Origin of the sequence: Paenibacillus sp. FSL E2-0190 (assembly GCF_037992965.1) — a bacterium.
Lineage (GTDB): Bacteria > Bacillota > Bacilli > Paenibacillales > Paenibacillaceae > Paenibacillus_AQ > Paenibacillus_AQ odorifer.
Window position 1 is genome coordinate 3,189,049 of sequence record NZ_CP150306.1, and the last position, 24,497, is coordinate 3,213,545.

Here is a 24,497-nt window from a genome sequence, read left to right on the forward strand (position 1 = left end):
GAAAGGTGGAAAATAAAATTAAAATGTAATTTTCAAGAAACGGAATGGTGATTTCATGATCGCTTGGAAAGATTCATATGATATCGGTGTAGAAAAAATTGACTGCCAGCACAGACAGTTGTTAGCGAAATTGAACGAATTCTTTGAAGCATGCAGTAATCAGCAAGGGAAAGAAAAGATTGAGGAAACACTGAAATTCTTAAAAGAATACACGATTGAACATTTCAGTAATGAAGAGCAGCTGATGGAGGAGATCAACTTCCCTGAACTAGCTGAACATCGTCAGACGCATGCTGATTTCGTGAAGGCAGTTCTCGAATTGGAAGAAACGGTCAAAACAAAGGGAGTATCCGTACTCTCAACCATCAAGCTTAATCGAACGTTAACAGACTGGCTGATAAATCACATCAATAAATGCGATAAGCTGATTGGTCAATGTATGGCCACACGTGATAAAGCGATATAAGATAAACCTCCAAAGAAGATGCCTATGGGCATTTTCTTTTTTTAGTTCCGATGTTTTCCGAACACCGCATTGCAGTTTATACTGGGTTAACGGTTTGTGTTATGATTTGAGATAAGAAGTAGAGAAGTAGTTAGGTAAAGGGGAGAGAAACGATGAAAACATTACGAATGTTAGCTTCAGGATTTGCTATGCTGCTCATTCTGGGTCTTGTTAATTTCTACATTGGCTATCACGGCTGGTTACTTATTCATGAATGGTTTTCTGGTGTTTCGTCAGCAGTATTCTGGACATTATTTATGCTCATCGCTTTTGCGTATGTCATTGGAATGATTCCATGGCCAAAATCGGTTAAACCGATCGCCAGATTCTTTAAAGTGATTGGATCGTATTATTTAGCGTGTATGGAATTTGCAATCATTATGTTACCTTTGGCAGACCTATTATATGTGATACTGGGATGGTCGGGAATCGATCGTACCTATTACATCGCAGAAGCGGGCGGGACAATTCTGATATTACTGGCAGTCTTTCTGGTCTGGGGTTCAATCAACGCCTGGAGTACCGTGATCCGCACACATTCCATTCCTATTGATAAATCTATTGGCACCAGCACGCCATTAACGATCGCGGTTGCTTCAGACCTGCACTTAGGGAATATCGTGGGCAATCGTCATCTCAAAAAAATGGTGGCACAAATGAACGCGATGCAACCCGATGTGATTTTGCTGGCTGGAGATGTCTTGGATGACAGCATTGAACCTTTTATCCGCAATAGTATGAGTGAACAGATTAAACAGTTAAAAGCTCGTTATGGTGTCTACGCAGTACTGGGCAATCACGAATATTATGGTGGATCAATTAAGGAATATACCGATTTGATGAGTAGTATTGGGATCAAGGTCCTGCAAGATGAGGTTGAAGAAGTCGCAGGAACCTATATTGTAGGCCGAAAAGATAAGACAGCCGAGGCGATGGAAGCCGGTGGCAGACAAAGTGTAAGCTCCTTGCTCGAAGGACTTGATCTTACACGTCCTGTGATTATGATGGATCATCAGCCTACCGGCTTCGACGTAGCCGCTCAAGCTGGGGTAGACGTTCTACTCTCGGGTCATACACACCGAGGACAGATTGCTCCTAATCACTGGATCACTAAACGTTTGTTCGAGCTGGACTGGGGATATCTTCGTAAGGACAATTTGCATGTAGTAGTGTCGTCAGGTTATGGAACATGGGGACCCCCAATTCGTTTAGCCAGCCGGTCGGAGATCATTAAGCTGGAGGTTATGCTGAAGGGTTCTAAAAAATACAGTGAAGAGCCTGTTTCCACAAAAACAGTGTTAATCTAGGGTGAGTTTATATGTAGAGGCTGTTTCATCAGCAGATTTATTCTGCCAGGTGAGGCAGCTTCTTTTTTTGACAACGCATGGGGAGTGTAGTATGTTTAAAATTAGTTAAGGACTTAACTATATTGGAGCTGAATTATAGAAAATGGATCATTTACAACAGTTTGTGCTGAATCAGCCATTGCATACCAAAGCATTTTTTACATTAGTTGAAGCTACTGCAAATTTAGTTTCTGTTTCTGAGAAATATTGGCAGTCGAAAGGATTGAATGGAGCAAGAATTCGTATCTTGGTGGAGATCTCTAAACAGGGAGCGATTCTACCTTCTACATTGGCTCACATTATTGGAGTTACCAAAGCTAATATAAGCATGCTGTTAACACCATTGGAGCGAGATGGATTAATAACCCGTTCGAATGATACCAAGGATGGCAGAAAAAGCGTCATTTCGATTACGACTGAAGGCCAGCAATTACTTCTGGAGCATCTTCCAGAGAATCGTCAGGCTGTCGCAGAGAGAATGAAGAATCTGAATGATCAGGAGCTTCATCAACTTATCTTTTTATTACAAAAACTGAGTACATTCGAATAACAGAAAGGGTGTTATGTATGTCGATTATGGTTACAGGAGCCACAGGTCAATTAGGCAGCTTAATTATGGAGAAGCTTGAGAAGTACGTTCCGGCTAGTCAAGTTATTGCTTGTGTTCGTCAGCCAGAGAAAGCTGTTAATTTTTTAGAAAAAGGGTTCGAAGTCCGTTTTGGCGATTATGACCAGTTAGATACGCTGATTGAAGCTTTTACTGGGGTCACAACGTTACTTTTAATCTCCAGCTCTCATACCGATGATAAGATCAGATTATATCAGCATGCTCAGGTCATTCATGCAGCAAAAAAGGCCAATGTGAAGCATCTGCTTTATACTGGATTTGCCTTTCCACCCAAAGGTCCGATTCCTTCTTATCATGTTCATTTACTAACTGAGCAGATGATTCTTGAATCAGGGATAGATTATACGTTTCTACGTAACGCTTTGTATATAGATTTTGTGGGTGTGCTTGGGTTGAAGGAAGCGATGGAAAGCGGTGAGCTACCCACTTATCCAGGGAACTGGCAGTTTAATTCAGTCACTCGTGAGGACCTCGCTTTAGCTACGGCAAAGGTTCTTACAACGAATGGACATATGAACCAAGTCTACGAACTAGCTGCACCAAACGTTTGGGACTTCAACGAATTAGTTGATGTATTATCAGAGTTATCAGGGAAAAAAATTACGTTTCGCCAGGATTCAAGTATTCAGCATTGGATTTATTCGTTTCTAGCGAAGATAGATACTGCTTCTACATCAAAAGATCTGGAGAGACTGATGGAGCGGCCGGTTACCACACTTAGAGAGAGTATTAAGCCTTTTGTTTGATCTGACTTTAGTTGTTCTATCGTTATAAAGTTGTTACTATGAGTTCATCCATTATTCAGGGAGTGTAAATGATGAAGAAGATTTTAGTAGCAGATGACGATGTGAATATTCGAACATTATTAAAACATGTACTAACAAGGGAAGGATATCAGGTGATGGAGGCCAGTGATGGCCGAGATGCGATACATAAATTGCAGGACAGTATTGCGGATTTAGCGGTCGTAGATGTAATGATGCCACATGTAGATGGGTTAGAGCTATGTCAGCATATTAGAGAAACGTATGATATTCCGATCATTTTATTGACAGCACGTCAGCAGCTGAGTGATAAAGAGCAAGGTTATTTGCGGGGGACGGATGATTATCTAACGAAACCTTTTGAGCCTGAAGAGTTGTTATTTCGGATCAAAGCGTTATTTCGCCGCTATTCCATTGCTTCAGATGATCGGATTCGATTAAATTCTCTAGTTATTGACCGCAAAAATTATGAAATAACCGATGGTGATGAGGTTCTGCTGCTACCGGTAAAAGAGTTTGAGCTTCTGGCTCAACTCGCACAATATCCAGGCAGGTTATATACACGTAGTGAGTTAATTGAACTGGTATGGGGCATGGATTATGAAGGGGATGAGCGAACAGTCGATGTACATATCAAACGTTTGCGTCAGCGCTTTGTAGATTATCAGGAAGATTTTGTGATCCGAACCGTTCGAGGCATTGGCTATAAATTGGAGATGGTTAACGTATGAGATCCTTGTATGTCCGGATGTGTATTGTCTTCTGTTCAGTAATTGTGGTGAGTAGCCTTCTTGGATTTTTGGTGTCTAATATTTACTATCAAGCCCAGATTAAATCTCAGAACGATGCCAAACTTACCGGAATGGCTATCGAGGTTCAACAATTCGCAGAATCACATCCGGAGACAATGGAGGATTATTTGCGGAGTATAGCCAAGCTGGGTTATAAAATCTATTTAACAGATGCTGAAGGGGAATCAAGATTCTACGGGAAGCCCTTTAGAAAAGAAGATTTGGATGAGCAGCAACTAGAGAAGGTTCTGAATGGGCAAATTTATCATGGGGTTGCGGATTTCCCGGACAGTGCATTTATTACCGGATTTTTTGATAATCAACTGCGTAATTCAATTGGTGTTCCTGTAAAAGTAAACAATGAGACGTATGCTTTGTTTATGCGTCCGGATGCTGAAGTACAATTCGGTGAGCTGCGCGTCTTTTTTGCTGTGATCATTGGGTTCACCGTGTTGTTTAGCTTAGGCTTTGTAATGATTAGCGTACTGCATGTAGTTAGACCTATTACACGTTTGACGACGGCCACTAAACGGATCTCAAAAGGCAGATACGATATCAAATTGAATACGTGGCGGCGTGATGAGATTGGTCAGTTAGCTTCCCATTTTATGATTATGAGCCGGGAGCTGGAACGAACAAATCGGGCACGTCAGGAATTTGTCGCTAATGTATCACATGAAATTGAGTCGCCATTAACATCAATTCAGGGATTTGCCCAAGCGTTACAAGATTCAACCTTACCTGAGGATGAACGGTTACAGTATCTCAATATCATTGACCAAGAAAGCCATCGTCTTTCATTGCTAAGCAAACAGCTGCTTACCTTGTCTTCGCTTGATTATGATCCTAATTCCATACAGAAAAAGTCGACAGACTTACGTGCACAACTAAGACAGGTCGTACAAATCATGGAATGGAGATTAACAGAGAAACAACTGGCCGTGCGTTTGAATCTTGCAGACATCAGCGTTCTAGGTGATCCAAATCTATTGTTCCAGGTATGGATGAACCTGCTCTCCAACGCCATAAAATACACACCTGCTGAAGGTTCCATTATGATTTCCGCGAAGCTTGTGGAACAGAACTGTATTGTTTCTGTGTCTGATACGGGTGAAGGCATTTCAGCTGAGGAGTTGCCGTTAATCTTTGATCGTTTCTATAAAGTAGATCGAGCACGTACGCATGAAACACATAGCAGCGGACTTGGACTTGCGATTTCTCAAAAAATCGTAGAAGCGCATAACGGAACCATTGAAGTAACCAGTACTTTGGGTGAAGGGACTACCTTTACAGTTACACTTCCGCTTTTGTAATTCATTATTCATACTCCGTTCATTTTCATCTTCTAAACTGTGACTATACAGATTAGAAGGAGTGGTAATATGTTTTTAGCCTTAAGGGAAATGCGACATTCTAAAGCCAGATACCTATTAATTATGGTTATCATGTTATTGGTTTCCTTTCTTGTACTTTTCGTCACGGGACTAGCCAGAGGATTAGCTTATGCAAATATCTCTGCAGTAGAGAACATGCCGGCGAATTATTTTGTAGTGCAAGGTGATGCGGATCAGACCTTTAGACGTTCTCAGTTAACAGATACGGAGCTCCAGAATGTACGTGCAGTAGTTGGAGACAATAATGCATCTTCACTTGCAATGCAGATGAGCACTGTCACTGCTAACGAGGCAGACGTAAAAGCAGATATTACTTTTTTTGCAGTAGATATGAATGGGTTATTAGCTCCTAAAGTAGTTGAAGGTGACAAGATTACAAACGAGACAAACGGTAAAGTCCTTGTTGATCGTGACCTGGAACAGTCAGGAATCAAACTTGGCAGTATCATTCGTGATCAGGCAACCGGGATGGAATTTACTGTCGCAGGTTTTGTTGAGGATAGCTCTTACAGCCATACCCCAGTAGTTTATATCAACAATCAGGATTGGCAAGCTATGAAGCAGGGGGTTAACCAAGGAGAAGAAACCTCTTCGTCGGTACCGTTTAATGTGATTGCCCTTAATGCGAATGCTGATCAAGTAAATAAGATTTCAACGAATGTAAAAGATGTAGAGGTCATTACGCAAAAAGTAGCTATTTCCAATATTCCGGGCTACTCGGCAGAGCAGGGTTCACTGCTAATGATGATTGTTTTCCTGTTTGTGATCGCAGCGTTTGTTCTGGCAGTATTCTTCTATGTCATTACGATTCAGAAAACTAGTCAGTTTGGTATTCTGAAGGCGATGGGTACCAAAATGTCTTACTTGGCTTGGAGTGTGGTAGGGCAGGTTATGATTTTAGCTATTTCAAGTCTTTGCATTAGCTTACTGCTTACCTTTGGGATGAATAAGGTTCTGCCTGATTCGATGCCATTCCAACTGGAGCCTTCCACCATTCTTTTAACCAGCTGTTTATTCGTTGGGATGTCTCTTTTAGGATCACTAATTTCTGTCGCTAAAGTGGCAAAAGTAGATGCATTAGAAGCTATTGGGAGGGCTGGAGCATGAGTGCAAAACTAATCATGAAGCAAGTAACCAAAAACTACGGTGATGGCGATACAACGGTGTCTGTGCTGAACAATTTGAATCTGATCGTTAATGAAGGGGAATTCGTTGCTGTCCTTGGACCTTCGGGAACAGGGAAAAGTACATTCCTTTCAGCGGCTGGTGCACTTCTAACACCTACTAGTGGTGAAATTTTTATAGATGGGGAATCACTTACAGATAAAAGTAAAAGTGAGCTGACGGAGCTCCGTTTAGAGAAGATAGGTTTTATGTTCCAAAGCGCTCAGTTGTTGCCTTATTTGAAGGTGGAGGAGCAACTCCTTTTTGTAGCCAAGCAGGCGAAAATGAGTGCTAAGGAAGCGAAGGAACGGGCTGCTGATTTGATGAAGCGGCTGGATATCTGGAAACGGCGTAATCATTATCCGGAACAGCTCTCCGGTGGGGAGAAGCAGCGTGTAGCTATCGCTAGAGCATGGATGAATAAACCAGCGATTCTTTTTGCAGATGAACCGACAGCCAGTCTGGACTTCAAACGCGGAAGAGAAGTTGTACACATGATCGCTGATGAGGTGAAGAGTGAAGGTAAAGCAGCGGTAATGGTCACTCATGATGAACGGATGCTCGAATGGTGTGACCGCGTTCTGCATCTGGAAGACGGGCATTTGGTTGAACATCAAGTATAATTTCATAGTGTGGAAGAAAAAAAGCTACTTGTCTTTTCTAAAGACAAGTAGCTTTTTTATAAAGACATCGGTAGCTAAGGAAGAAGAACATTCTTGATGTCGGATGATTGAGAATTGCCTTTCCAGATGATGTTGTCTGATTGGCAGCTCTTTGATCTCACCGCTTTCTAGTTCCTTCCGTACAATCCATCTGGAGAGCATGGCGATTCCGAGGCCAGAGGCTACAGCTTCTTTAACACCTTGAGAGCTGTTGAAGACATAGGATCTTTTAACAGATATATCTTCCTCCTGTAGGAAATGATCACTGAAAGCTCGTGTACCCGAGCCGTGCTCCCGAAGCACCCAAACCTGATCCTGCAACATGCTCTGCTCCACAGAAATCGCTTTTGACAGAGGGTGGGTAGCAGGAGCGACCATAATCATCTCGTCTTTCATATAAGGAGTGACATTCAGATCATTCTCATGGACCTCACCTTCAATAAACCCTATGTCCAGTTCGTTGGATTTAACGCCTCCAATAATCTCCTCAGTATTGCCTATCGTCACTTGCAGCTTGACCTGCGGATATTGATTGGCAAAATCAGCAAGTCTTGCCGGCAAAATATATTCACCTATAGTAAAACTAGCGCCGATATGTATACTCCCAGTGACTTCGTCCTGAAGCATATGGATTTCCTGACTTGCTTCATCGAAATGAGCCAATATTTGTTTGGCGTGTTTATAAAGAATACTGCCGGCTTCTGTTAATCTAACCTGTTTAGAAGAACGATGCAGGAGTTTAGCACCGAGCTCATTCTCAAGATTCCGGATATGCAGACTGACACCGGGTTGAGATAAATTCAGCGCTTCTCCTGCTTTGGAAAAATGACTCAGTTCAGCTACAGTAACGAATACGCGTAATGGATCTACAATCATTGTAATCCCTCATTAGATTAGTCTATACTCCTGAATAAGCCAAGAATCCACCGTCAACGGGGACGGTAACTCCGGTCACAAAGCTTGACATTGCTTCATCTGCTAACCAGAGTAGTGTGCCAAGCAGATCCTCCGGCTGTCCAAAGCGGCGCATTGGAGTATGAGAGATGATTTTTTGGGAACGGTCTGTAAGCTCGCCATCTTCACGAACCAACAGCTTCTCATTTTGTTTAGTAAGGAAAAAGCCAGGGGCAATGGCATTCACACGTATACCAGACTCAGCGAAATGAACGGAGAGCCACTGGGTGAGATTATTAATTCCTGCTTTGGCAGCGCTGTAGGCAGGTACTTTGGTCATTGGAGAAGGTGCACTCATGGATGAAATATTAATAACAGATGTGCCCGTTCTGCCGAGCATCTGCTTGGCAAAAACTTGGGTTGGGATCAATGTTCCAATTAGATTTAGGTCCATCACATTGCGAAATCCATCTACACTAAGGTCAAAAAAAGTGAATATGTTCGGGTTCTCCAGGTCATCATTTTTGAAAATCTCTTGGGTCGTATTTGCTGAGGAATCATTTCCGCCAGCTCCGTTAATTAATAGATCGCAAGGACCCCAGTGATTCTTAACAGCTTCTGCGGCTCTCATAACACTCTGTTGATCTGTAACATCACAGGAAAGTGAAATCGCTTGACCGCCTGCGGCTGTAATTTCAGCGGCAACCAAATCTCCCTTAGCTGCGGTACGATTTAGAATCGCGACTTTAGCTCCTTGCCGACCTAACTCTAGCGCCATAACCCGGCATAATACACCGGCTCCTCCGGTAATCACAGCGATTTTTCCTTCTAATGCTGGATGCAAAGTTAATTCTAGCATAACCATTGAACCTCCCTAAAAGTCCTGAGTGTGATTAGAGTTCCTTATCAAGTACGTGCTGTGATTTTTTTGGCGAAAATCCTATATGATTATAGAACTGTACAGCATCTTCTCTGGTTTGATTGGTACGTACTCTAATTTTGCTAAACCCTGTTTGGATTGCCCATCGTTCACAGGTTTCTACAAGCTGTCTGCCAATTCCTTCTCCGCGGCAAGTCTGATCAACAACAAGACCTCCTATTTCAATAAATGAAGGAGATTCAAGTAAGATTCGAACGGTCGCATGTATCCATCCTACCAATTGGTGATCTGATTCAGCTACATATACAGTATGATCTTTGTGTGTTCCGATTTCTTGTAGTCTTTCTCCTAATTGTTCGATATTCAAAGGATATCCAAGCTGGCTTGAGAGTCTTGCTATCTCTTGAATGTCGCTTATAGATGCTGTTCTGATAAGAATATCGTTCACCACCTCAAAATTGAAGGTTAGAGCCTTTTTATTATAGTTCATCACATAGATTAAGACATTCCCTAATAAATTTACTTAGTGCTGTTACGATAGGCAGAAGGGGAGATTCCTATTGTCTTTTTGAAATATTTAGAGAAATGGGCTAATTCCATACTGACTTGCTCCGCGATATCTGAAATGCTGAAATTGCTATAAGAAAGCTGTCTTTTAGCATGCTCCATTCTTTTCAATTGTACATAATGCATGGGGGGAACCCCTATAAATTTCTTGAAGTAGGGGATGAAATAGTTCGGATGTAAGTGGACAATTTCTGCTAACTCTTCTATTTCTATGGGTTTATCCAGCCGCTCATCAATATATTGAAGCACATAGGCGAGCTTTCCTTGATCCCCCGTATGTATAAATTCTTGCATAAAGTCTGTTTTGATATTCTCGTTCGATTCAAGACAAGTAGCAATTAGATTGAGGACGTTCGCCTGAGTACGCAGAATGGACAATACATCATCTTTTTGAAACTGTTCGATCATTTCTGTGAAAATAACCCGTACGGAATCTGGGTTGGGCGCATCACAGATAAACAGTTTGTTTGCCGAATGGAATAAGGGCCACTCCCCAATATCAGCATCAAAATGGCAGAAATAGCGTGTATAGGGATCATTCATTGACGTCTCTGTAGTTTGAGTGCTTCCTGCGGGCATGATCATTAGCTGACCTGCTCTCGGATAATAAGTAACACCGTTAATGATAACTTTTCCCTCACCGCGGTCAATAAAATACAGCCGATTAAAGGTTGGAGTTTCCAACGTACGATTCCACCCGCTATATCCGCTTCTAAGTTGGGCATGGGTCACTTTTACGGTAAGATTCTGGAGGAATCTGCCGGTAAGGTTACCTGGATTATTCATCATCTAGCTCCTCTATGACTTGATTATCCTTATTATAACGAATTAATTTAACTAAATCATCTTATTATTATGCAAATAATGCTTAGTTTCGCTCATGTTCATGTCTATTAATTAAGTATATTCTCATAACATAACCTCAAATAGGGAAGTGATCTGATTGAATAAAGTACGGTATGGCATTATTGGAATTGGGAATATGGGGAGTGCACATGCACAAAGTCTGTTGAATCATATTAAAGATGCTGAGCTTGCAGCTGTATGTGATGTAAGGGAAGAACGTTTGAAATGGGCAGAAGAGCATTTACCGGAAAGTGTACAGAAATTTGCAACACCCCAAGAGTTATATGAGTCTCATCTCATAGATGCAGTATTAATCTGTACTCCACATTATGATCATCCAACTTTAGCTATCGAGGCTTTTCAATATGGCTATCATGTATTGGTTGAGAAACCGGCTGGGGTCTATACCAAAGCTGTTAAGCTGATGAACGAAGCTGCAGCAAAGTCTGATCGCAAATTCGGAATCATGTATAACCAGCGGACGAATCCTTTGTATCAAAAGCTTAGGGATCTCATTCAGTCTGGTGAACTAGGCGAAATCCGCCGCACAAATTGGATTATCACCAACTGGTACAGATCACAAAGTTACTATAACTCCGGTGGTTGGCGGGCTACATGGGCAGGCGAAGGTGGTGGGGTGTTGCTGAATCAAGATCCTCATCAACTAGATTTATGGCAGTGGACGACAGGTATGATGCCTAAGCGGATCAGAGCATTTTGTCATTTTGGTAAATACCGCAATATTGAGGTTGAAGACGATGTAACCGCTTATGTGGAATATGAAAATGGTGCGACAGGGCTTTTTATCACCACAACAGGTGAAGCACCGGGAACTAACCGTTTCGAAATTACTGGTGATCATGGAAAAATCGTAGTGGAAGACGGGAAATTAACCTTTTGGCGTCTACGCACGCCGGAGCCGCAATTCAATGCAGAGTTTACGGGAGGATTCGGCAGTCCAGAATGTTGGAAATGTGAGATTCCTGTAGAAGAGGGTGGCGGGGAACAGCATAAAGGAATTTTGCGGAACTTTACGAATGCCATTCTACACGATGAGAAATTGTTAGCTCCGGGTGAGGAAGGCATTCACGGTCTAACGCTATCTAATGGGATGTATTTATCGGCTTGGACCGACGATTGGGTGGAGTTACCGATTGATGAAGATTTATTTTATGAGAAGCTCATGGAAAAGGTGGAGAATTCTAACTTCAACAAAGAAACCACAGCCGCCCAAACCTTTGATGTTAAGGGAACTCATTAAATTTTAATCAGAGAGGAAAGATCCTATGAATCGTTCAACCATTGCTGCTCAAATGTACACATTACGTGATTTTACTAAAACTGCGGAGGATTTAAGATCCACTTTTCAAAAGGTCTCTGCTATGGGTTATGAAGCTATTCAGATTTCAGGCATCGGGCCAATCGATCCGAAGCTCGTAAAAGAGTATGCAGATGAAGCAGGACTGGCAATATGTGCAACCCATGTGTCTTGGGATCGGCTAGTGAACGATTTAGATGCTTTAGCCGCTGAACATAAGCTGTGGAACTGCAAAAATATTGGACTAGGAAGTTTACCGGAAAAATTCCGTACGGGGCAAGAAGGTTACCGTGAATTCGCCAAGCTGATGTCAGGCATTGCAGTTACACTAAAAGAACAACATGATCTGCAATTTGTTTATCATAATCACGATTTTGAATTTGAACGGTTTGATGGATTGACTGGCATGGAAATTCTGCTCACTGAGTCTGATCCTGCCGTTGGTTTTGAGCTGGATTTATATTGGGTTCAAGCGGGCGGAGGGAGTCCAGCCGAATGGATACGCAAAGTTGCAGGTCGAATGCAGGTAGTGCATTTAAAAGATATGGCGATTGTTAATAGAAAACAGATCTTTGCTGAAATCGGTGAAGGGAATATGAACTATAAAGAAATTATCAATGTCTGTCGCGAAACGGGTGTTGAATGGTTCGTAGTGGAGCAGGATGTTTGCCGCCGTGATCCTTTTGAAAGCTTGGAGATCAGTCTGCGGTATCTTCTTAATACCTTATAGAATGGAGTAATACTAATAGAAGGAGGGTTTCTATGAATCGAAAAAATGGGATGACCTATGCACCAACGTATGAATCCAAACCCGTAGTGAAGGCGGGGGAATTCATCATTGCCGCTATTGCCCTAGATCACGGTCATATTTACGGGATGTGTAACGGACTGGTTGAGGCAGGGGCAGAGCTGAAATGGGTATATGATCCGGACGAGGAAAAGGTCAGAAATTTTATTAGTAAATATCCCGGTGTCAAAGCTGCCGGATCAATGGAAGAAGTTCTGGAAGATCCCGAAGTACAATTAATTGCAGCGGCCGCAATTCCATCTGAACGAGGACCTTTAGGCAATAGAGTAATGGCTCACGGTAAGGACTATTTTACGGATAAAGCCCCCTTTACGACCCTGGAACAGCTTGAATCCGCTAGAGCAATGGCAGCTGCAACCAATAAGAAATATATGGTCTACTATAGTGAACGTCTTCACGTTGAAAGCGCTATCTATGCAGGGCAGCTGATTCAACAAGGTGCTATTGGCCGTGTCCTGCAAGTCATTGGATTAGGGCCACATCGTCTAAATGCTCCTAACCGGCCGGAATGGTTTTTCCAAAGGGAGAAATATGGTGGGATTCTATGTGACATAGGCAGTCATCAAATAGAACAATTTTTGTATTATGCCGATTGTCAGGATGCTTCGGTTATTCATAGTAAAGTGGCCAATTACAATCATCCGACTTATCCCGAATTAGAGGATTTTGGTGATGCTACTCTTGTAGGGGACAATGGGGCAACACAATATTTTCGCGTGGATTGGTTTACCCCTGATGGGCTGGGCACTTGGGGAGACGGGCGCACGATGATTATGGGGACTGAAGGATACATTGAACTGCGTAAATATACTGATATAAGTCGTTCAAATACATCGGATCATGTGTACTGGGTCAATGGGGAAGGGGAACATTATGAGCATGTAGCAGGGAAGGTTGGTTTTCCTTTCTTTGGTGAGCTAATCCTTGACTGTCTGAATCGGACAGAGCTGGCGATGACACAGACCCATGTGTTCAAAGCTGCCGAGCTATGTCTGAAGGCTCAAGAGCAAGCGATCAATCTAACCCCAGCAATACTCAGATAACGATGGAATGATGAACGGAGGGTAATATAGATGAAAGAACTTGGAGCAGCCATTATTGGATGCGGAGCCATTTTCCCTCTTCATGCAAAAACATTAACAGGCATCGATGGTGTGAGACTACTTGTGGTTGCAGATATTGATGCTGATAAAGCATTGCAGACGTCTAATGAATATGACTGCCAAGCCACTAATGATTATAGAGAAATTTTAAAGGATGACCGTATTCATGTTGTACATCTCTGTACGCCTCATTATTTACATGCAGAGATGGCTACGGAGTTGTTACAAGCAGGAAAACATGTCCTTACCGAAAAGCCTATGGCGGCAGATCTTCCTTCAGCCAGACGAATACTTGAAGCCGCACAGCAAAGCACAGGTCAGCTTGGTGTGGTGTTTCAGAACCGTTATAATGATGCCTCCATGTATATTAAGCAGGTGATTGACTCAGGAATATATGGGAAGCTGCTCTGTATGAAAGGAATCGTAACCTGGCACCGTAGCGAAAGTTATTATAGTGATAGTAACTGGAGAGGACGCTGGTCTACGGAAGGTGGAGGTCTGCTAATTAACCAAACCATTCACACACTGGATTTACTTCAGTGGTTTGGTGGAGAGGTGGCATCGGTGAAAGGGAGTATTACCACGGATGTGCTAAATGGGGTCATAGAGGTAGAAGATACCGCCCATGCCTGCATCGATTTCACTAGTAATGTCAGAGGGCTTTTTTATGGTACAAATACCTATCTGGAGAATTCTCCAGTGGAGCTGGAGCTAGTTTTTGAAAAGGGTACTATCAACCTCCGCAGAGATCATTTGTATCTTTGGAAGGATGGAAAGGAAACCTTGCTGTGCGAGCCTAGTTTCAGTGCCACGGAAGGTAAATCCTATTGGGGCACCGGGCATAAGAGACTGATTGAGGACTTCTATGAACATGTCGCCAGGGGTCAAAAGTTTTGGTTGGATGGTGCTGAAGGGATAAAAGCGCTGGAGTTGGTGGCGGGGATTTATAGTTCATCGCAGAAGGCTGAATAAATAATAAATAAGCTGTATCAAAAGTAGAGTAATCTACGAATGATACAGCTTATTGTATTTTAATGTAAAACACTTGTACTCAATCCTCCTAAATCAACGAAACTCTAAATAACCTGTAACCTTCCTTGGTAGCTTGTCCATGGGGTTGATTTATGTAATTATGTTCTTGGGTAAGTAATTCGTAGATTTACAATAAATATACACTGATGATTAACGGCAAGTAGGAGGGATTAGAAATGAGTGTTACATGGAAAAGAAGGATTCTGATCAATGATCCTATTTCACTAGATCCAGTTCAGATTCAGCAAGACTTGTACAGCGGCAACCAAGTTATTGTCCAGTTCTCTGATCCATCGACCTATGGTTCGATTCTGGATGAAGTAAATGAGCTTTGCGCGCGTTTTGATGAAAATTTTGGAGTGCGTTTTTATGGCCACTATTCTGTATCCTTTGATTGTGAGACACTCCTGCAGATTCCAAATGTTAAAATGCTGCTGCTGAATTGTCTTCACCAGGCACATAACACGAACGTATTGGCTAAGCTGAATAACCTGTATAGTCTGAGCGTGGGGATATATGAGCTTGAAAATCCGGAAATTCTGAGTATAGATACGTTACGGTCTCTAAGTATTTTAAATATTAGCTCGGAGAAAAAGATGCTTAATCTGGAATACCTAAAAGAATTCTCTCGTTTAGAACAGTTGCATGTAATAGGTAAGGTTAAAAACCTTGATGCTATTGGAGATCTGGAGGATCTTACCTATCTCGCGCTGCACTCCATCAGCAACAAACCCTTACATTTTATTAATCGGCTAAAGAAATTGAAAGACCTACGTATTTTACTTGGAGGCAGAGAACATATTCAGGACATCGAAGAAAATGAAATCGAGAGCCTGGAAATTTGTAGAGTCCGTGGCTTTCATGACCTGAGTAATATTTCGGTTTTTCGTGCGTTAAAAAAGCTTGTGATTGAAGATCAAATCCAGCTACGTGAGATTAACTTTGATCAGCAGATGAAGGCACTGGAAGAGCTAACGATTATGAATTGCAAAACATTGGCTCATTTGACGGGAATGGAGCAATTACCTTTTCTGCACAAGCTTCGTATTTTCAAAACGGCGATCGATTTTGATTCATTTATAGAACAAGAGCTTCCAATCGGCTTAACCACATTAGAGTTTGCAACTTTTAAAAGAAAAGTAGATCAGGAAATTCAAAAAACAATAGTGGGGTTGGGCTATCAAAACGGAATTGTCTACAATGAGAACAGGGCATGATGCAGCCTTTTTTTGTTCCATAAATCTTGAGGACTTATTTCTATCTTTTTTACAAGCTTTTAAATATTTTATTTTTTTCATATAATAGTAGATATTAAATTTATAAATAATTGTAATACACCATGATAAGGTTATAATTGATACAGAAAAGGTGTGACGCCTAAGAAGGAGCGCCCACATCCTTTCTGCAAAATTCAGGGGATAAGGATGGTAATAATGGGCAAAAGTGCAACTGATACAGACGTCATTTTAATTGGTGCCGGAATCATGAGTGCGACTTTAGGAACACTTTTGAAGGAATTAGTACCGGAATGGAAAATTAAAGTATTTGAAAAGCTTGAAAAAGCAGGGGAAGAAAGCTCTAATGAATGGAATAATGCAGGAACCGGGCATGCGGCGCTCTGTGAGCTTAATTATACTGTTGAAAAGCCAGACGGATCTATAGATATTAGCAAAGCTATTCAGATTAATGAACAGTTTCAGCTTTCGATGCAGTTTTGGTCTTATCTAGTAAATCGCAAGCTGATACATACTCCCCAGGACTTTATTATGCCGTTACCTCATATGAGTTTGGTGCAAGGGGAGAAGGATATAGCTTTTTTAAAGAAAAGATTTGAAGCGCTCTCAAAAAATCCATTATTCCAAGGGATGGAATTTTCCGCTGACTCTAAAAAACTGATGGAATGGATTCCGCTTATTATACAAAATCGTCCTGCGAACGAATCCATTGCGGCTACAAAAATTGACTCTGGAACGGATGTTAACTTTGGTGCTTTAACGCGTATCTTATTTGAGCATTTAAAGAGTAAAAACGTCGATCTTCACTACAAACATAGTGTCAATAGTATGAAGCGCAACAGTGCTGGCTTATGGGATCTAAAAATCAGAAATGCCAGCGGTAACATTGAACAACATACAGCGAAATTTGTGTTCATTGGTGGCGGGGGAGGAAGCCTGCACTTACTGCAGAAATCCGGTATTCCTGAAGGAAAACATATCGGTGGATTCCCAGTAAGTGGTATTTTTATGGTGTGTAATAATCCGGAAGTTATTGCGCAGCATCATGCCAAAGTATACGGCAAAGCTAAAGTTGGAGCCCCTCCAATGTCCGTACCGCACTTAGACACAAGATTTATCGACAATAAAAAATCACTGCTATTTGGACCATTTGCCGGCTTCTCACCTAAATTCTTAAAAACGGGCTCAATGTTTGATTTAATAACTTCTGTGAAACCGGATAACCTCATAACAATGCTGTCGGCAGGTGCTAAAAATATGTCATTAACAAAATACCTGATCGAACAAGTGCTGTTATCGAAAGAAAAACGTCTGGAAGAACTGAAAGAGTTTATCCCCAATGCCAAAATTGAAGATTGGGATCTTGTTGTAGCTGGTCAGCGTGTGCAAGTTATCAAAGATACAGAAGCTGGCAAAGGCACACTTCAATTTGGTACGGAGGTTATTAGTGCCGCTGATGGTTCGGTCGCCGCATTGTTAGGGGCTTCCCCTGGAGCTTCTACGGCTGTTCACGTGATGCTTGAAGTGCTTAACAAATGTTTCCCTCAATATATACAAGAATGGGAACCCAAAATAAAAGAAATGATTCCTTCTTATGGCTTGTCACTAATGGATAATCCCGTGCTTCTGCAGAAAATTCACACTACAACAGCAGATACACTGGGTTTAGGTGGAAAAGAACATGTTTTTAATCAAAAGGTGTTTTAGTAATAAAGGAGCTGCCGAGAGGCAGTTTTTTTTTTGCTCAAATCTGAACTATTGACACAAAAGTGTATTACACGTATAGTACATAAATGAGATGTATGAACCACTTAGTACACACACTTAGTATATGGAGTTGGTTGTATGACAGAAGAACAGAAATCAGGCGTCAGCTTTAATATTCGTGAGCCGGTATATATTCAAGTTGTGCGTCATTTCAAGGAACAGATCGCCACAGGGCAAATCGGAGCGGGAGACAAAATTCCTTCACGGCGTGAACTGGCATCAGTAATGAAGATTAATGCGAACACGGCGCAGAAGGCATATAAGGAAATGGAGGAACAGGGTTTGATCGTAACAGAAGGGAATTCCCCGAGCCGAATTACACAGGATCAGCAAATCCTAAACTCGATTCGAGCTGAATTAATCGAAAGTGCAGTGGATATATTCATCAGCTCCATTCAGAATATTCAAATTCCAGTTGAAGAACTGGTAGAGATCATAAAGACAAAATATACATCCGAGCGCAAGTTATCTCCAGAGGGTGGTGACACAAGATGATCCAAGTGAATCAGATGGTAAAGAATTATGGATTCAAGAAGGTACTAAATGGCGTTAGCTTCACTGCTGCCAAGGGAGAGATTACCTGCCTGATCGGAATCAATGGTGCCGGGAAGTCAACAGTGCTGAAGTCCATCATGGGACTGACACCATTCAAAGGGGAAGTTTTAATCGATAATGTATCACTAACACCTGCGATGTATGAGAAAATCACTTTCATTCCAGATTCGTTAACGATGCCCTCTAATATGCGAATTGCTGATTGCTTGAGCTTTATGGCTGGCTTTTATCGGAATTGGAACGCTGAACGTGCAAAGGAAATGCTTAAGTTCTTCCGACTGAGCTCTTCAGATCGCGTATCCTCATTGTCGAAAGGGATGGCTGCGAAGGTGAATTTGTTGCTGGGACTTGCCTTGGATTGTGATTACATCCTAATGGACGAGCCGTTCTCGGGAATTGATATGTTCAGCCGCGAGCAAATTACTGATGTGTTCACGAGTGAATTGATCGAGGATCGTGGTGTGATTATTACAACTCATGAAATTAACGATATTGAGCATTTAATTGATAAAGCGGTCTTGCTACAGCATGGGAAGGTAGAACGTGAATTCTACTGTGAAGAAGTTCGCGAGCAGGAAGGTAAGTCCATTACGGACGTAATGAGAGAGGTGTACATGAAATGAGAGCTTTTGTGAAGCTATTGAATTTTGAAATGAACCGATTTGCCAAAATATATATTGGACTCATGGTGCTGACAGTTGCCTTGCAGCTTGCAGCAGTCACCATCGGTGCAAATCATTGGCTGGATTCTGCGAATGAGGCAATGAGAGTGAATCAATGGACACTTGAGCAATATCACAATGTGACTGGATATATTCAGCTAAACAGTATGATGTATGCTCACTATAATGGACTTCTATATTTCGGACCCATATTTTTGAGCATAACAGTGTTGCTAATATATAGCTGCTTCATCTGGTACCGTGACTGGAGAGGTAAAAATACGATAGTATATCGCCTGCTCACCTTGCCATCCAATCGGGCGAATTTGTATTTTGCCAAGCTGGTTACGATCTTGCTATTCGCATTTGGACTTGTTGCCCTGCAAATTGTCCTTGTGCCACTGGAGCGTTTGATAGCACAGTGGATTCTTCCTGCTGAACTATATCGGAACATCTCGGTATTTGATTATTTGAAGTATCCTACTGTGCTTAAAGTTCTGGTTCCGCCCTACTTTTCTGAGTTTGTTCTATATTATGGACTGGGCATTACGGGTTTGATCGTCTTGTTCACAGCGATTCTAATGGAGCGGAGCTACAGACTGAAAGGGATCGGCTTTATCTTATTATACTTAGCGGTTCTAGCTGGATTAGCCTCAATACCCTATCTTATGGGTTATAGCAGATATGATAGCTACTTCTATCCCGGAGAAATCATAGGTGCTTGTCTCGGATTAATAGTGATTATTGCTGGAGGTTCGCTTTGGTACAGCTTATATCTATTGCGTAAGAAAATATCGGTATAATTGAAGGGGTATGGAGGTTAAGGAATGAGAAAATATATGGTTACCGCCGTTCTTGTAGTGTTCTCGGTTGTTACAATCGGGACGTATTATGTACAGGCCTCACAAGAGACACTACCTAATTATAAGCTGACGATGGTTCAAGGGGATGCTTCCCTCGTTGAAGGTATAGCCTTATACGGAAATTATCTGACTAAGGATAGTGTTTTTGGCATCAAACGAGCTAATATCACTACAAATGGTACAGATTATCCAGATGAAAAGTTAACGATCAGCCAAAGCTTAAACCGAAGACCAGTGAACACACAATTGGATAAATGGAGGGATCAGCATCGTCAGTTCATGCGTGGGAAGAAGAACTTAGCTGGGTTCTATGAAAATCAGGATATGCTTGCTTACGTGAATTGGACCGTAGATAAGCAGCAATCAAATGATCCATCAGCGAAGAAAAATGCTAGACTCAGTATTTCTGTGCTTAATAAGCAAAAGGATAATACGCAGGAAATCAGATCCGATATCAATGTGGATCATGATGTTTCAGATATCTATGTACAAAATGTACAGCTTGTTGATCAAGAGCTTGTTGCAATGGTATTTTTGAATCACAGCGCCAAAGGTTATGTATCTGAACCGCAGATTATCCGTGTTAATCTAACAACAAAGGAGATTACGAATGAGCCGCTCGTGTTACCAGGAGCTAAATCTGAAGCAGCAAATGGGGATAATCAATTCGTTAGGTTAGCCAATCAAAATCTGGATCACTCGGATCAATGGATTTTAACGGTTAGTAAAGATAATCATAAAAAGGCATATCAAGTAGATGTTGCAACAGGACAAATCTCGCCGCTCGCGTTCCAAGGGCATGAAATGTTATTGAATAATATTATGAATGCGTATGGACAGAAAATTTATTTCCTGCAAAAAGCTGTATCGGGTAAGGAGAATATAGGATTTACTGTTATTTCTTACGATCTCGTGAGTAAAGAATATGAGACTACTCTGAAGAATACAAATATAGATTTAAGTGAAAACATTACCTATGATTTTAAACAAGACTATCTCTATTTTGTGGGTTATAAGAATATGGGTAATAAGTACTTCAAAGGTAATCGTCTGTATGTATTCAATTTGACAAGCGGTAACCTTGAATACGAAGGAAAAGCAGTATCAACAGAGGTTACAAATCAGGCTGAAGATGAAGCTAACATGGATTTGAATTTTATCGATCTTGGTCAGTATTAGAATTACTTGTAGAATAGAAAAATAGAGATAAAGAGATATGAAAAGGTGAAATAAGCCGAGCTAGTGACTTCAAAAGTCAATTAGCTCGGCTTTTTAGTCGAAAGTTATAAAACAACCAATAATAACTGTATATCGATTAAAATATATTGTAAAACGATAAATAATATGATAAATTCAATTCACAATAAATCTGTGAGGTGTGTTTATTATGGAAAGAGGATCAACACTTTTTTTAAGGGCAGCGGTTATTCTTATTGGTATCCCGGTGCTTGCTTTGTGCATATTTGTGGTGCCGGAAATAGCGAGTTTCGCAGCAGAACTGTATCCGGATTATAGTTTATTGAAATATCTCATTGCCATTGATTTGTATGCCTCGGCGATACCTTTTTACTTTGCACTGTATCAAGCTTTTAAACTGTTAGGCTATATTGACAAAAACAATGCTTTCTCGGAAATGTCTGTGCAGGTTTTAAAGAAAATAAAATATTGTGCAATCATCATCAGTTGCTTGTATGTAGTTGGTATGCCACTCTTTTACCTCATGGCGGAGAAAGATGATGCCCCAGGGATTATAGTCATCGGCTTGATTATCATTTTTGCCTCCATGGTGATTGCCGTTTTTGCTGCAGTTCTACAAAAGCTTTTAAAAGAAGCTATTGATATAAAATCAGAAAATGACTTAACTGTCTGAGGTGAAAACAATGGCGATTATTATTAATATTGACGTGATGCTGGCTAAAAGAAAAATGAGTGTTACTGAGCTTTCGGAGAGAGTTGGAATAACAATGGCTAACCTTTCTATTTTGAAAAATGGAAAAGCAAAAGCGGTGCGATTATCAACGTTAGAGGCAATTTGTAAGGCTTTGGAATGTCAGCCTGGAGATCTATTAGAATACAAAAATGATGAGGAAACATAAGAATGAAGTCAATAACACAATTACTGCATTTCGGATATCATCAGGCGATGAGTTGCATATTTCCTGTTGCGATTTTTGGGACTTTAGCTCTTTCTAACATAATAGAAATGCCTTTTCTTTACCGTTATGATGCCATTCTTCTAATACTGCTTACAGTGCAGTACCTCATGTACCGTACTGGATTAGAGACACTAGATGAAATAAAAGTAATCTGTGTGTTCCACGTTATTGGTTTATTGCTGGAAATCTATAAGGTAAAGATGGGTTCATGGGCATACCCTGAGCCAGGGTTTACGAAGGTGTTTGGTGTACCCCTCTATAGTGGATTTATGTATGCAAGTGTCGCAAGCTTTATGTGCCAGATATGGCGAAGATTGAAAATGGATATGACCGGTTGGCCGGGGCTTGCTTCAGCGGGATTGTTGGGAGGAGCCATCTATTTAAATTTTTTCACACATCATTTCATTCCTGATTTTCGTTGGTGGCTGACAGCGCTTGTGGTTGTTGTCTTCTGGAAAACATGGATCATTTATAGGGTACGGACGGTTACCTATCGAATGCCCTTGACACTGGCCTTTTTTATTGTGGGTTTTTTTATCTGGTTAGCTGAAAATATCGCTACATTTTTTAATGCATGGAAATATCCTGATCAATATCAAACGTGGCAACTGGTTAGTTTCAGTAAGATCAGTTCGTGGTTCCTTCTAGTGATCATTAGCGTCATTATAGTTGCCCAGCTTAAACATGTTAAGGCTAGCCGTAATCCGATAAATTCATAATTGAGCTGAGTTCGGACAATACGGTTGATTTGACGAATAAATCATTCGTTTGTTACAATGACGGCATCAATTAGGAAAAGGATGAGGACGATGGTTCGTCGTTTGAAAAGGTTTAAGAATGTCGCTACTGCATCAAGCTTCTAAGTATAAATGAATTACATTACTTAGAAGCGAGGGAAAGAAAATGAAACAACATCAGTTCAGCCACTGGTCTGAAATTAAGTATTTAAAGGATATTGTCACCAACCCAATGATTGAGGTAGGAGAGTACTCATACTACTCTGGTTATTACGATAATCTTGATTTTGAAGATGGATGTGTTAGATACCTTTGGGGTGATGAACAATCAAGAAAGTTGTTTAATCCCAGTGAAGATTATGGTTGGCATTTAGATAAATTGATTATAGGAAATTATGTTTGTATTGCTAGTGGTGTAATTATTCTCATGGGTGGGAATCACAATCATCATCCTGAATGGATTACCGTGTATCCTTTTGTAGACCAGATTGCAAACTCTTACGAATCCAAAGGGGATACAATCATTACTAGTGATGCCTGGATTGGGATGAATGCAATGATTATGCCCGGTGTGAAAATAGGCGAAGGTGCTATTGTTGCGGCAGGATCAGTTGTTGTAAAGGATGTCCCACCGTATACGATAGTAGGCGGCAATCCTGCTAAAGTGATCAAGCAACGGTTTACAGATCAAGAAATCGAAAAGTTAAAGGAAATGCGCTGGTTCGATTGGAAACGTGAGAAAATTGAACAAGCCACGTCTATCTTTTCCAGTTCATCTATTGATCAATTATATGACTTTTACCTTAAAGAAATAAAAAAATAACAAAATCAGAACAGGCTGCCAGTATATTCGGCAGCCTGTTCTTTTATCTGACAGGTTCGTTTAACAATAATTGTTTTTTACCAGATTAATCCTAATTAGTATGTTAATATAGGAATGGACTCATTTAATAAGTTAGGAGGAAATTATATTATGGCCTTACCTTTACAAATCCGTCGAATGACACAAAACGATATTGATATTATACATATGGGGTTATCTGAGCATGACGTAAGCCAACCTCTTGATTATGTCCAACGTTGTTGGCAAGAAAATCAAAATGAAAAGCGAGTTACACTTTTAGCTTTTTGTGAAAATGAGTTTGTTGGATGGGGACATGTGGTATACAGGTCGGAATATCCTTATTTTGCAGAGAATAATATACCTGAAATTCAAAACTTTGACGTCATCCCGCCATTTAGGAAACGTGGGGTAGGAAGTGTATTAATTGAAGCTCTTGAAAAAGATGCTTTTACTATATCTAATACTATTGGTATTGGATTTGGATTATACGCTGACTATGGAACCGCACAACGGATGTATATAAAGCGTGGTTTTATCCCTGATGGGCGGGGAATCATGTACGATAATAAGCCTGTTGAGCCTGGGGCACATGTTTGTGTGGACGATGATCTCTGCCTTTATCTAATAAAAACTATTGAGCAATAAAAGCAGCTCTTGTACGGGGGGAGATAGATTCTGAAGTATATCGAATTTGGTATCGGCAATACATGGCTTATTAGAACTGAAACGGAGTTAGAGGATGGAACGGAATATGAAGAAAAAGGCATAGTGACACCGGTAAAGTTCCGCTCGTTATATTTTAGGATTTGGATTGGCAAAACTGTAATCATTCTAGACTTAAAACAAGGCTTGAAAATATGTAAGAAGAGTCGTAAAACGTTGAAGATTATTTTTGGTATAACAAGTCTTTAGGTTAAGTATGACAAGGTTGCCGTCTAAATGAACAAATGGAGGAGACCTGACACGAGACTTAGTG

General features: G+C 41.0%; 28 protein-coding genes. 24 read left to right on the plus strand and 4 right to left on the minus strand.

The genetic code is table 11. The features are described from left to right. The first annotated feature begins 55 nt into the window (after positions 1-55). The 8 genes from NST25_RS13930 to NST25_RS13965 all read left to right on the plus strand — a co-directional run bounded on the left by NST25_RS13930 (position 56) and on the right by NST25_RS13965 (position 7,215). Positions 56-466, plus strand: coding sequence for a bacteriohemerythrin (locus NST25_RS13930; protein ID WP_051491008.1), 411 nt, complete (start codon positions 56-58; stop codon positions 464-466). A 152-nt stretch (positions 467-618) separates the two neighbouring features. Beyond that, on the plus strand, positions 619-1,812 hold the full coding sequence (locus tag NST25_RS13935) for a metallophosphoesterase (protein WP_340394223.1): 1,194 nt from the start codon (positions 619-621) through the stop codon (positions 1,810-1,812). A gap of 142 nt (positions 1,813-1,954) precedes the next feature. Beyond that, positions 1,955-2,401 carry a MarR family transcriptional regulator gene (locus NST25_RS13940; RefSeq protein WP_340394225.1) on the plus strand — a complete coding sequence of 149 codons (447 nt, stop codon included), beginning with the start codon at positions 1,955-1,957 and terminating at the stop codon, positions 2,399-2,401. A 17-nt stretch (positions 2,402-2,418) separates the two neighbouring features. Next, entirely contained in the window at positions 2,419-3,225 is an 807-nt protein-coding gene (locus NST25_RS13945; protein WP_076185932.1) for an NmrA family NAD(P)-binding protein, read from the plus strand. A 71-nt stretch (positions 3,226-3,296) separates the two neighbouring features. Next, positions 3,297-3,974, plus strand: a complete 678-nt coding sequence (locus tag NST25_RS13950; protein WP_076129334.1) for a response regulator transcription factor — start codon at positions 3,297-3,299, stop codon at positions 3,972-3,974. After that, positions 3,971-5,347, plus strand: a complete 1,377-nt coding sequence (locus NST25_RS13955; protein ID WP_076194281.1) for a HAMP domain-containing sensor histidine kinase — start codon at positions 3,971-3,973, stop codon at positions 5,345-5,347. Before NST25_RS13950 ends, NST25_RS13955 begins: the two co-directional genes overlap by 4 nt. A gap of 69 nt (positions 5,348-5,416) precedes the next feature. Next, positions 5,417-6,535 carry an ABC transporter permease gene (locus NST25_RS13960; protein ID WP_076185926.1) on the plus strand — a complete coding sequence of 373 codons (1,119 nt, stop codon included), beginning with the start codon at positions 5,417-5,419 and terminating at the stop codon, positions 6,533-6,535. Then, entirely contained in the window at positions 6,532-7,215 is a 684-nt protein-coding gene (locus tag NST25_RS13965; protein ID WP_076185923.1) for an ABC transporter ATP-binding protein, read from the plus strand. The genes NST25_RS13960 and NST25_RS13965 overlap by 4 nt, the downstream gene beginning before the upstream one ends. 24 nt (positions 7,216-7,239) lie before the next feature. On the opposite strand, the gene NST25_RS13970 is transcribed toward NST25_RS13965, so the two are convergent. From NST25_RS13970 to NST25_RS13985, 4 genes are read right to left on the minus strand one after another with little or no spacing between them, the layout of a single operon-like run. Further along, entirely contained in the window at positions 7,240-8,130 is an 891-nt protein-coding gene (locus NST25_RS13970; RefSeq protein ID WP_036678189.1) for a LysR family transcriptional regulator, read from the minus strand. A gap of 22 nt (positions 8,131-8,152) precedes the next feature. Further along, positions 8,153-9,007 carry an SDR family oxidoreductase gene (locus NST25_RS13975; protein WP_076185921.1) on the minus strand — a complete coding sequence of 285 codons (855 nt, stop codon included), beginning with the start codon at positions 9,005-9,007 and terminating at the stop codon, positions 8,153-8,155. Between the two features lie 34 nt (positions 9,008-9,041). Next, entirely contained in the window at positions 9,042-9,518 is a 477-nt protein-coding gene (locus NST25_RS13980) for a GNAT family N-acetyltransferase (RefSeq protein WP_076186031.1), read from the minus strand. Between the two features lie 29 nt (positions 9,519-9,547). After that, entirely contained in the window at positions 9,548-10,384 is an 837-nt protein-coding gene (locus NST25_RS13985; protein WP_305953559.1) for an AraC family transcriptional regulator, read from the minus strand. A 154-nt stretch (positions 10,385-10,538) separates the two neighbouring features. Here NST25_RS13985 and NST25_RS13990 point away from each other — a divergent pair, with 154 nt between their 5' ends. The 16 genes from NST25_RS13990 (at position 10,539) to NST25_RS14065 (ending at position 24,433) form a co-directional block, all read left to right on the plus strand. Then, the gene (locus tag NST25_RS13990; protein ID WP_340394226.1) at positions 10,539-11,702 is read left to right on the plus strand and encodes a Gfo/Idh/MocA family oxidoreductase; all 1,164 of its coding nucleotides are present in this window, start codon (positions 10,539-10,541) and stop codon (positions 11,700-11,702) included. A 25-nt stretch (positions 11,703-11,727) separates the two neighbouring features. Continuing rightward, on the plus strand, positions 11,728-12,489 hold the full coding sequence (locus tag NST25_RS13995; RefSeq protein ID WP_340394227.1) for a sugar phosphate isomerase/epimerase: 762 nt from the start codon (positions 11,728-11,730) through the stop codon (positions 12,487-12,489). A 32-nt stretch (positions 12,490-12,521) separates the two neighbouring features. Beyond that, positions 12,522-13,610: a Gfo/Idh/MocA family oxidoreductase gene (locus NST25_RS14000; protein WP_340394228.1), complete on the plus strand. Its 1,089-nt coding sequence runs from the start codon at positions 12,522-12,524 to the stop codon at positions 13,608-13,610. A 30-nt stretch (positions 13,611-13,640) separates the two neighbouring features. Next, a complete protein-coding gene (locus NST25_RS14005; protein ID WP_340394230.1) occupies positions 13,641-14,642 on the plus strand; it encodes a Gfo/Idh/MocA family oxidoreductase in 1,002 nt (333 codons plus the stop codon). 236 nt (positions 14,643-14,878) lie between these two features. Then, positions 14,879-15,919 carry a hypothetical protein gene (locus tag NST25_RS14010; protein ID WP_076185905.1) on the plus strand — a complete coding sequence of 347 codons (1,041 nt, stop codon included), beginning with the start codon at positions 14,879-14,881 and terminating at the stop codon, positions 15,917-15,919. Between the two features lie 216 nt (positions 15,920-16,135). After that, a complete protein-coding gene (locus NST25_RS14015) occupies positions 16,136-17,644 on the plus strand; it encodes a malate:quinone oxidoreductase (RefSeq protein WP_340394231.1) in 1,509 nt (502 codons plus the stop codon). 138 nt (positions 17,645-17,782) lie between these two features. Next, positions 17,783-18,199, plus strand: coding sequence for a GntR family transcriptional regulator (locus tag NST25_RS14020; protein WP_076129346.1), 417 nt, complete (start codon positions 17,783-17,785; stop codon positions 18,197-18,199). Then, on the plus strand, positions 18,196-18,882 hold the full coding sequence (locus NST25_RS14025) for an ABC transporter ATP-binding protein (protein ID WP_076219689.1): 687 nt from the start codon (positions 18,196-18,198) through the stop codon (positions 18,880-18,882). The genes NST25_RS14020 and NST25_RS14025 overlap by 4 nt, the downstream gene beginning before the upstream one ends. Then, entirely contained in the window at positions 18,879-19,724 is an 846-nt protein-coding gene (locus NST25_RS14030; RefSeq protein WP_340394233.1) for a hypothetical protein, read from the plus strand. The genes NST25_RS14025 and NST25_RS14030 overlap by 4 nt, the downstream gene beginning before the upstream one ends. A 24-nt stretch (positions 19,725-19,748) precedes the next feature. Beyond that, the gene (locus NST25_RS14035) at positions 19,749-20,963 is read left to right on the plus strand and encodes a hypothetical protein (RefSeq protein WP_340394234.1); all 1,215 of its coding nucleotides are present in this window, start codon (positions 19,749-19,751) and stop codon (positions 20,961-20,963) included. Positions 20,964-21,171: 208 nt separating this feature from the next. Next, positions 21,172-21,654, plus strand: a complete 483-nt coding sequence (locus NST25_RS14040; protein WP_038570783.1) for a DUF2975 domain-containing protein — start codon at positions 21,172-21,174, stop codon at positions 21,652-21,654. 10 nt (positions 21,655-21,664) lie between these two features. Beyond that, the gene (locus tag NST25_RS14045; RefSeq protein ID WP_076129351.1) at positions 21,665-21,880 is read left to right on the plus strand and encodes a helix-turn-helix transcriptional regulator; all 216 of its coding nucleotides are present in this window, start codon (positions 21,665-21,667) and stop codon (positions 21,878-21,880) included. Positions 21,881-21,882: 2 nt separating this feature from the next. Continuing rightward, on the plus strand, positions 21,883-22,659 hold the full coding sequence (locus tag NST25_RS14050) for a DUF817 domain-containing protein (protein WP_076135041.1): 777 nt from the start codon (positions 21,883-21,885) through the stop codon (positions 22,657-22,659). 184 nt (positions 22,660-22,843) lie between these two features. Further along, positions 22,844-23,500, plus strand: coding sequence for a CatB-related O-acetyltransferase (locus NST25_RS14055; RefSeq protein WP_340394236.1), 657 nt, complete (start codon positions 22,844-22,846; stop codon positions 23,498-23,500). A gap of 150 nt (positions 23,501-23,650) precedes the next feature. Continuing rightward, entirely contained in the window at positions 23,651-24,166 is a 516-nt protein-coding gene (locus NST25_RS14060; RefSeq protein ID WP_340394238.1) for a GNAT family N-acetyltransferase, read from the plus strand. A 30-nt stretch (positions 24,167-24,196) separates the two neighbouring features. Beyond that, positions 24,197-24,433, plus strand: coding sequence for a DUF3977 family protein (locus NST25_RS14065; RefSeq protein WP_076219092.1), 237 nt, complete (start codon positions 24,197-24,199; stop codon positions 24,431-24,433). The last annotated feature ends 64 nt before the right edge of the window (positions 24,434-24,497 follow it).

Excerpts from the sequence above, each read along its gene's own strand:
- NST25_RS13930 (WP_051491008.1), top strand. The coding sequence starts at position 56 with ATGATCGCTTGGAAAGATTCATATGATATCGGTGTAGAAAAAATTGAC.
- NST25_RS13980 (WP_076186031.1), bottom strand. The coding sequence starts at position 9,518 with ATGAACTATAATAAAAAGGCTCTAACCTTCAATTTTGAGGTGGTGAAC.
- NST25_RS14030 (WP_340394233.1), top strand. The coding sequence starts at position 18,879 with ATGAGAGCTTTTGTGAAGCTATTGAATTTTGAAATGAACCGATTTGCC.
- NST25_RS14010 (WP_076185905.1), top strand. The coding sequence starts at position 14,879 with ATGAGTGTTACATGGAAAAGAAGGATTCTGATCAATGATCCTATTTCA.
- NST25_RS14025 (WP_076219689.1), top strand. The coding sequence starts at position 18,196 with ATGATCCAAGTGAATCAGATGGTAAAGAATTATGGATTCAAGAAGGTA.
- NST25_RS14040 (WP_038570783.1), top strand. The coding sequence starts at position 21,172 with ATGGAAAGAGGATCAACACTTTTTTTAAGGGCAGCGGTTATTCTTATT.
- NST25_RS13940 (WP_340394225.1), top strand. The coding sequence starts at position 1,955 with ATGGATCATTTACAACAGTTTGTGCTGAATCAGCCATTGCATACCAAA.
- NST25_RS13985 (WP_305953559.1), bottom strand. The coding sequence starts at position 10,384 with ATGATGAATAATCCAGGTAACCTTACCGGCAGATTCCTCCAGAATCTT.
- NST25_RS13995 (WP_340394227.1), top strand. The coding sequence starts at position 11,728 with ATGAATCGTTCAACCATTGCTGCTCAAATGTACACATTACGTGATTTT.
- NST25_RS14050 (WP_076135041.1), top strand. The coding sequence starts at position 21,883 with ATGAAGTCAATAACACAATTACTGCATTTCGGATATCATCAGGCGATG.
- NST25_RS14060 (WP_340394238.1), top strand. The coding sequence starts at position 23,651 with ATGGCCTTACCTTTACAAATCCGTCGAATGACACAAAACGATATTGAT.
- NST25_RS14020 (WP_076129346.1), top strand. The coding sequence starts at position 17,783 with ATGACAGAAGAACAGAAATCAGGCGTCAGCTTTAATATTCGTGAGCCG.
- NST25_RS14000 (WP_340394228.1), top strand. The coding sequence starts at position 12,522 with ATGAATCGAAAAAATGGGATGACCTATGCACCAACGTATGAATCCAAA.
- NST25_RS14015 (WP_340394231.1), top strand. The coding sequence starts at position 16,136 with ATGGGCAAAAGTGCAACTGATACAGACGTCATTTTAATTGGTGCCGGA.
- NST25_RS14055 (WP_340394236.1), top strand. The coding sequence starts at position 22,844 with ATGAAACAACATCAGTTCAGCCACTGGTCTGAAATTAAGTATTTAAAG.
- NST25_RS13935 (WP_340394223.1), top strand. The coding sequence starts at position 619 with ATGAAAACATTACGAATGTTAGCTTCAGGATTTGCTATGCTGCTCATT.
- NST25_RS13970 (WP_036678189.1), bottom strand. The coding sequence starts at position 8,130 with ATGATTGTAGATCCATTACGCGTATTCGTTACTGTAGCTGAACTGAGT.
- NST25_RS13945 (WP_076185932.1), top strand. The coding sequence starts at position 2,419 with ATGTCGATTATGGTTACAGGAGCCACAGGTCAATTAGGCAGCTTAATT.
- NST25_RS13965 (WP_076185923.1), top strand. The coding sequence starts at position 6,532 with ATGAGTGCAAAACTAATCATGAAGCAAGTAACCAAAAACTACGGTGAT.
- NST25_RS13960 (WP_076185926.1), top strand. The coding sequence starts at position 5,417 with ATGTTTTTAGCCTTAAGGGAAATGCGACATTCTAAAGCCAGATACCTA.
- NST25_RS13975 (WP_076185921.1), bottom strand. The coding sequence starts at position 9,007 with ATGCTAGAATTAACTTTGCATCCAGCATTAGAAGGAAAAATCGCTGTG.
- NST25_RS13955 (WP_076194281.1), top strand. The coding sequence starts at position 3,971 with ATGAGATCCTTGTATGTCCGGATGTGTATTGTCTTCTGTTCAGTAATT.
- NST25_RS13950 (WP_076129334.1), top strand. The coding sequence starts at position 3,297 with ATGAAGAAGATTTTAGTAGCAGATGACGATGTGAATATTCGAACATTA.
- NST25_RS14045 (WP_076129351.1), top strand. The coding sequence starts at position 21,665 with ATGGCGATTATTATTAATATTGACGTGATGCTGGCTAAAAGAAAAATG.
- NST25_RS14005 (WP_340394230.1), top strand. The coding sequence starts at position 13,641 with ATGAAAGAACTTGGAGCAGCCATTATTGGATGCGGAGCCATTTTCCCT.
- NST25_RS14035 (WP_340394234.1), top strand. The coding sequence starts at position 19,749 with ATGAGAAAATATATGGTTACCGCCGTTCTTGTAGTGTTCTCGGTTGTT.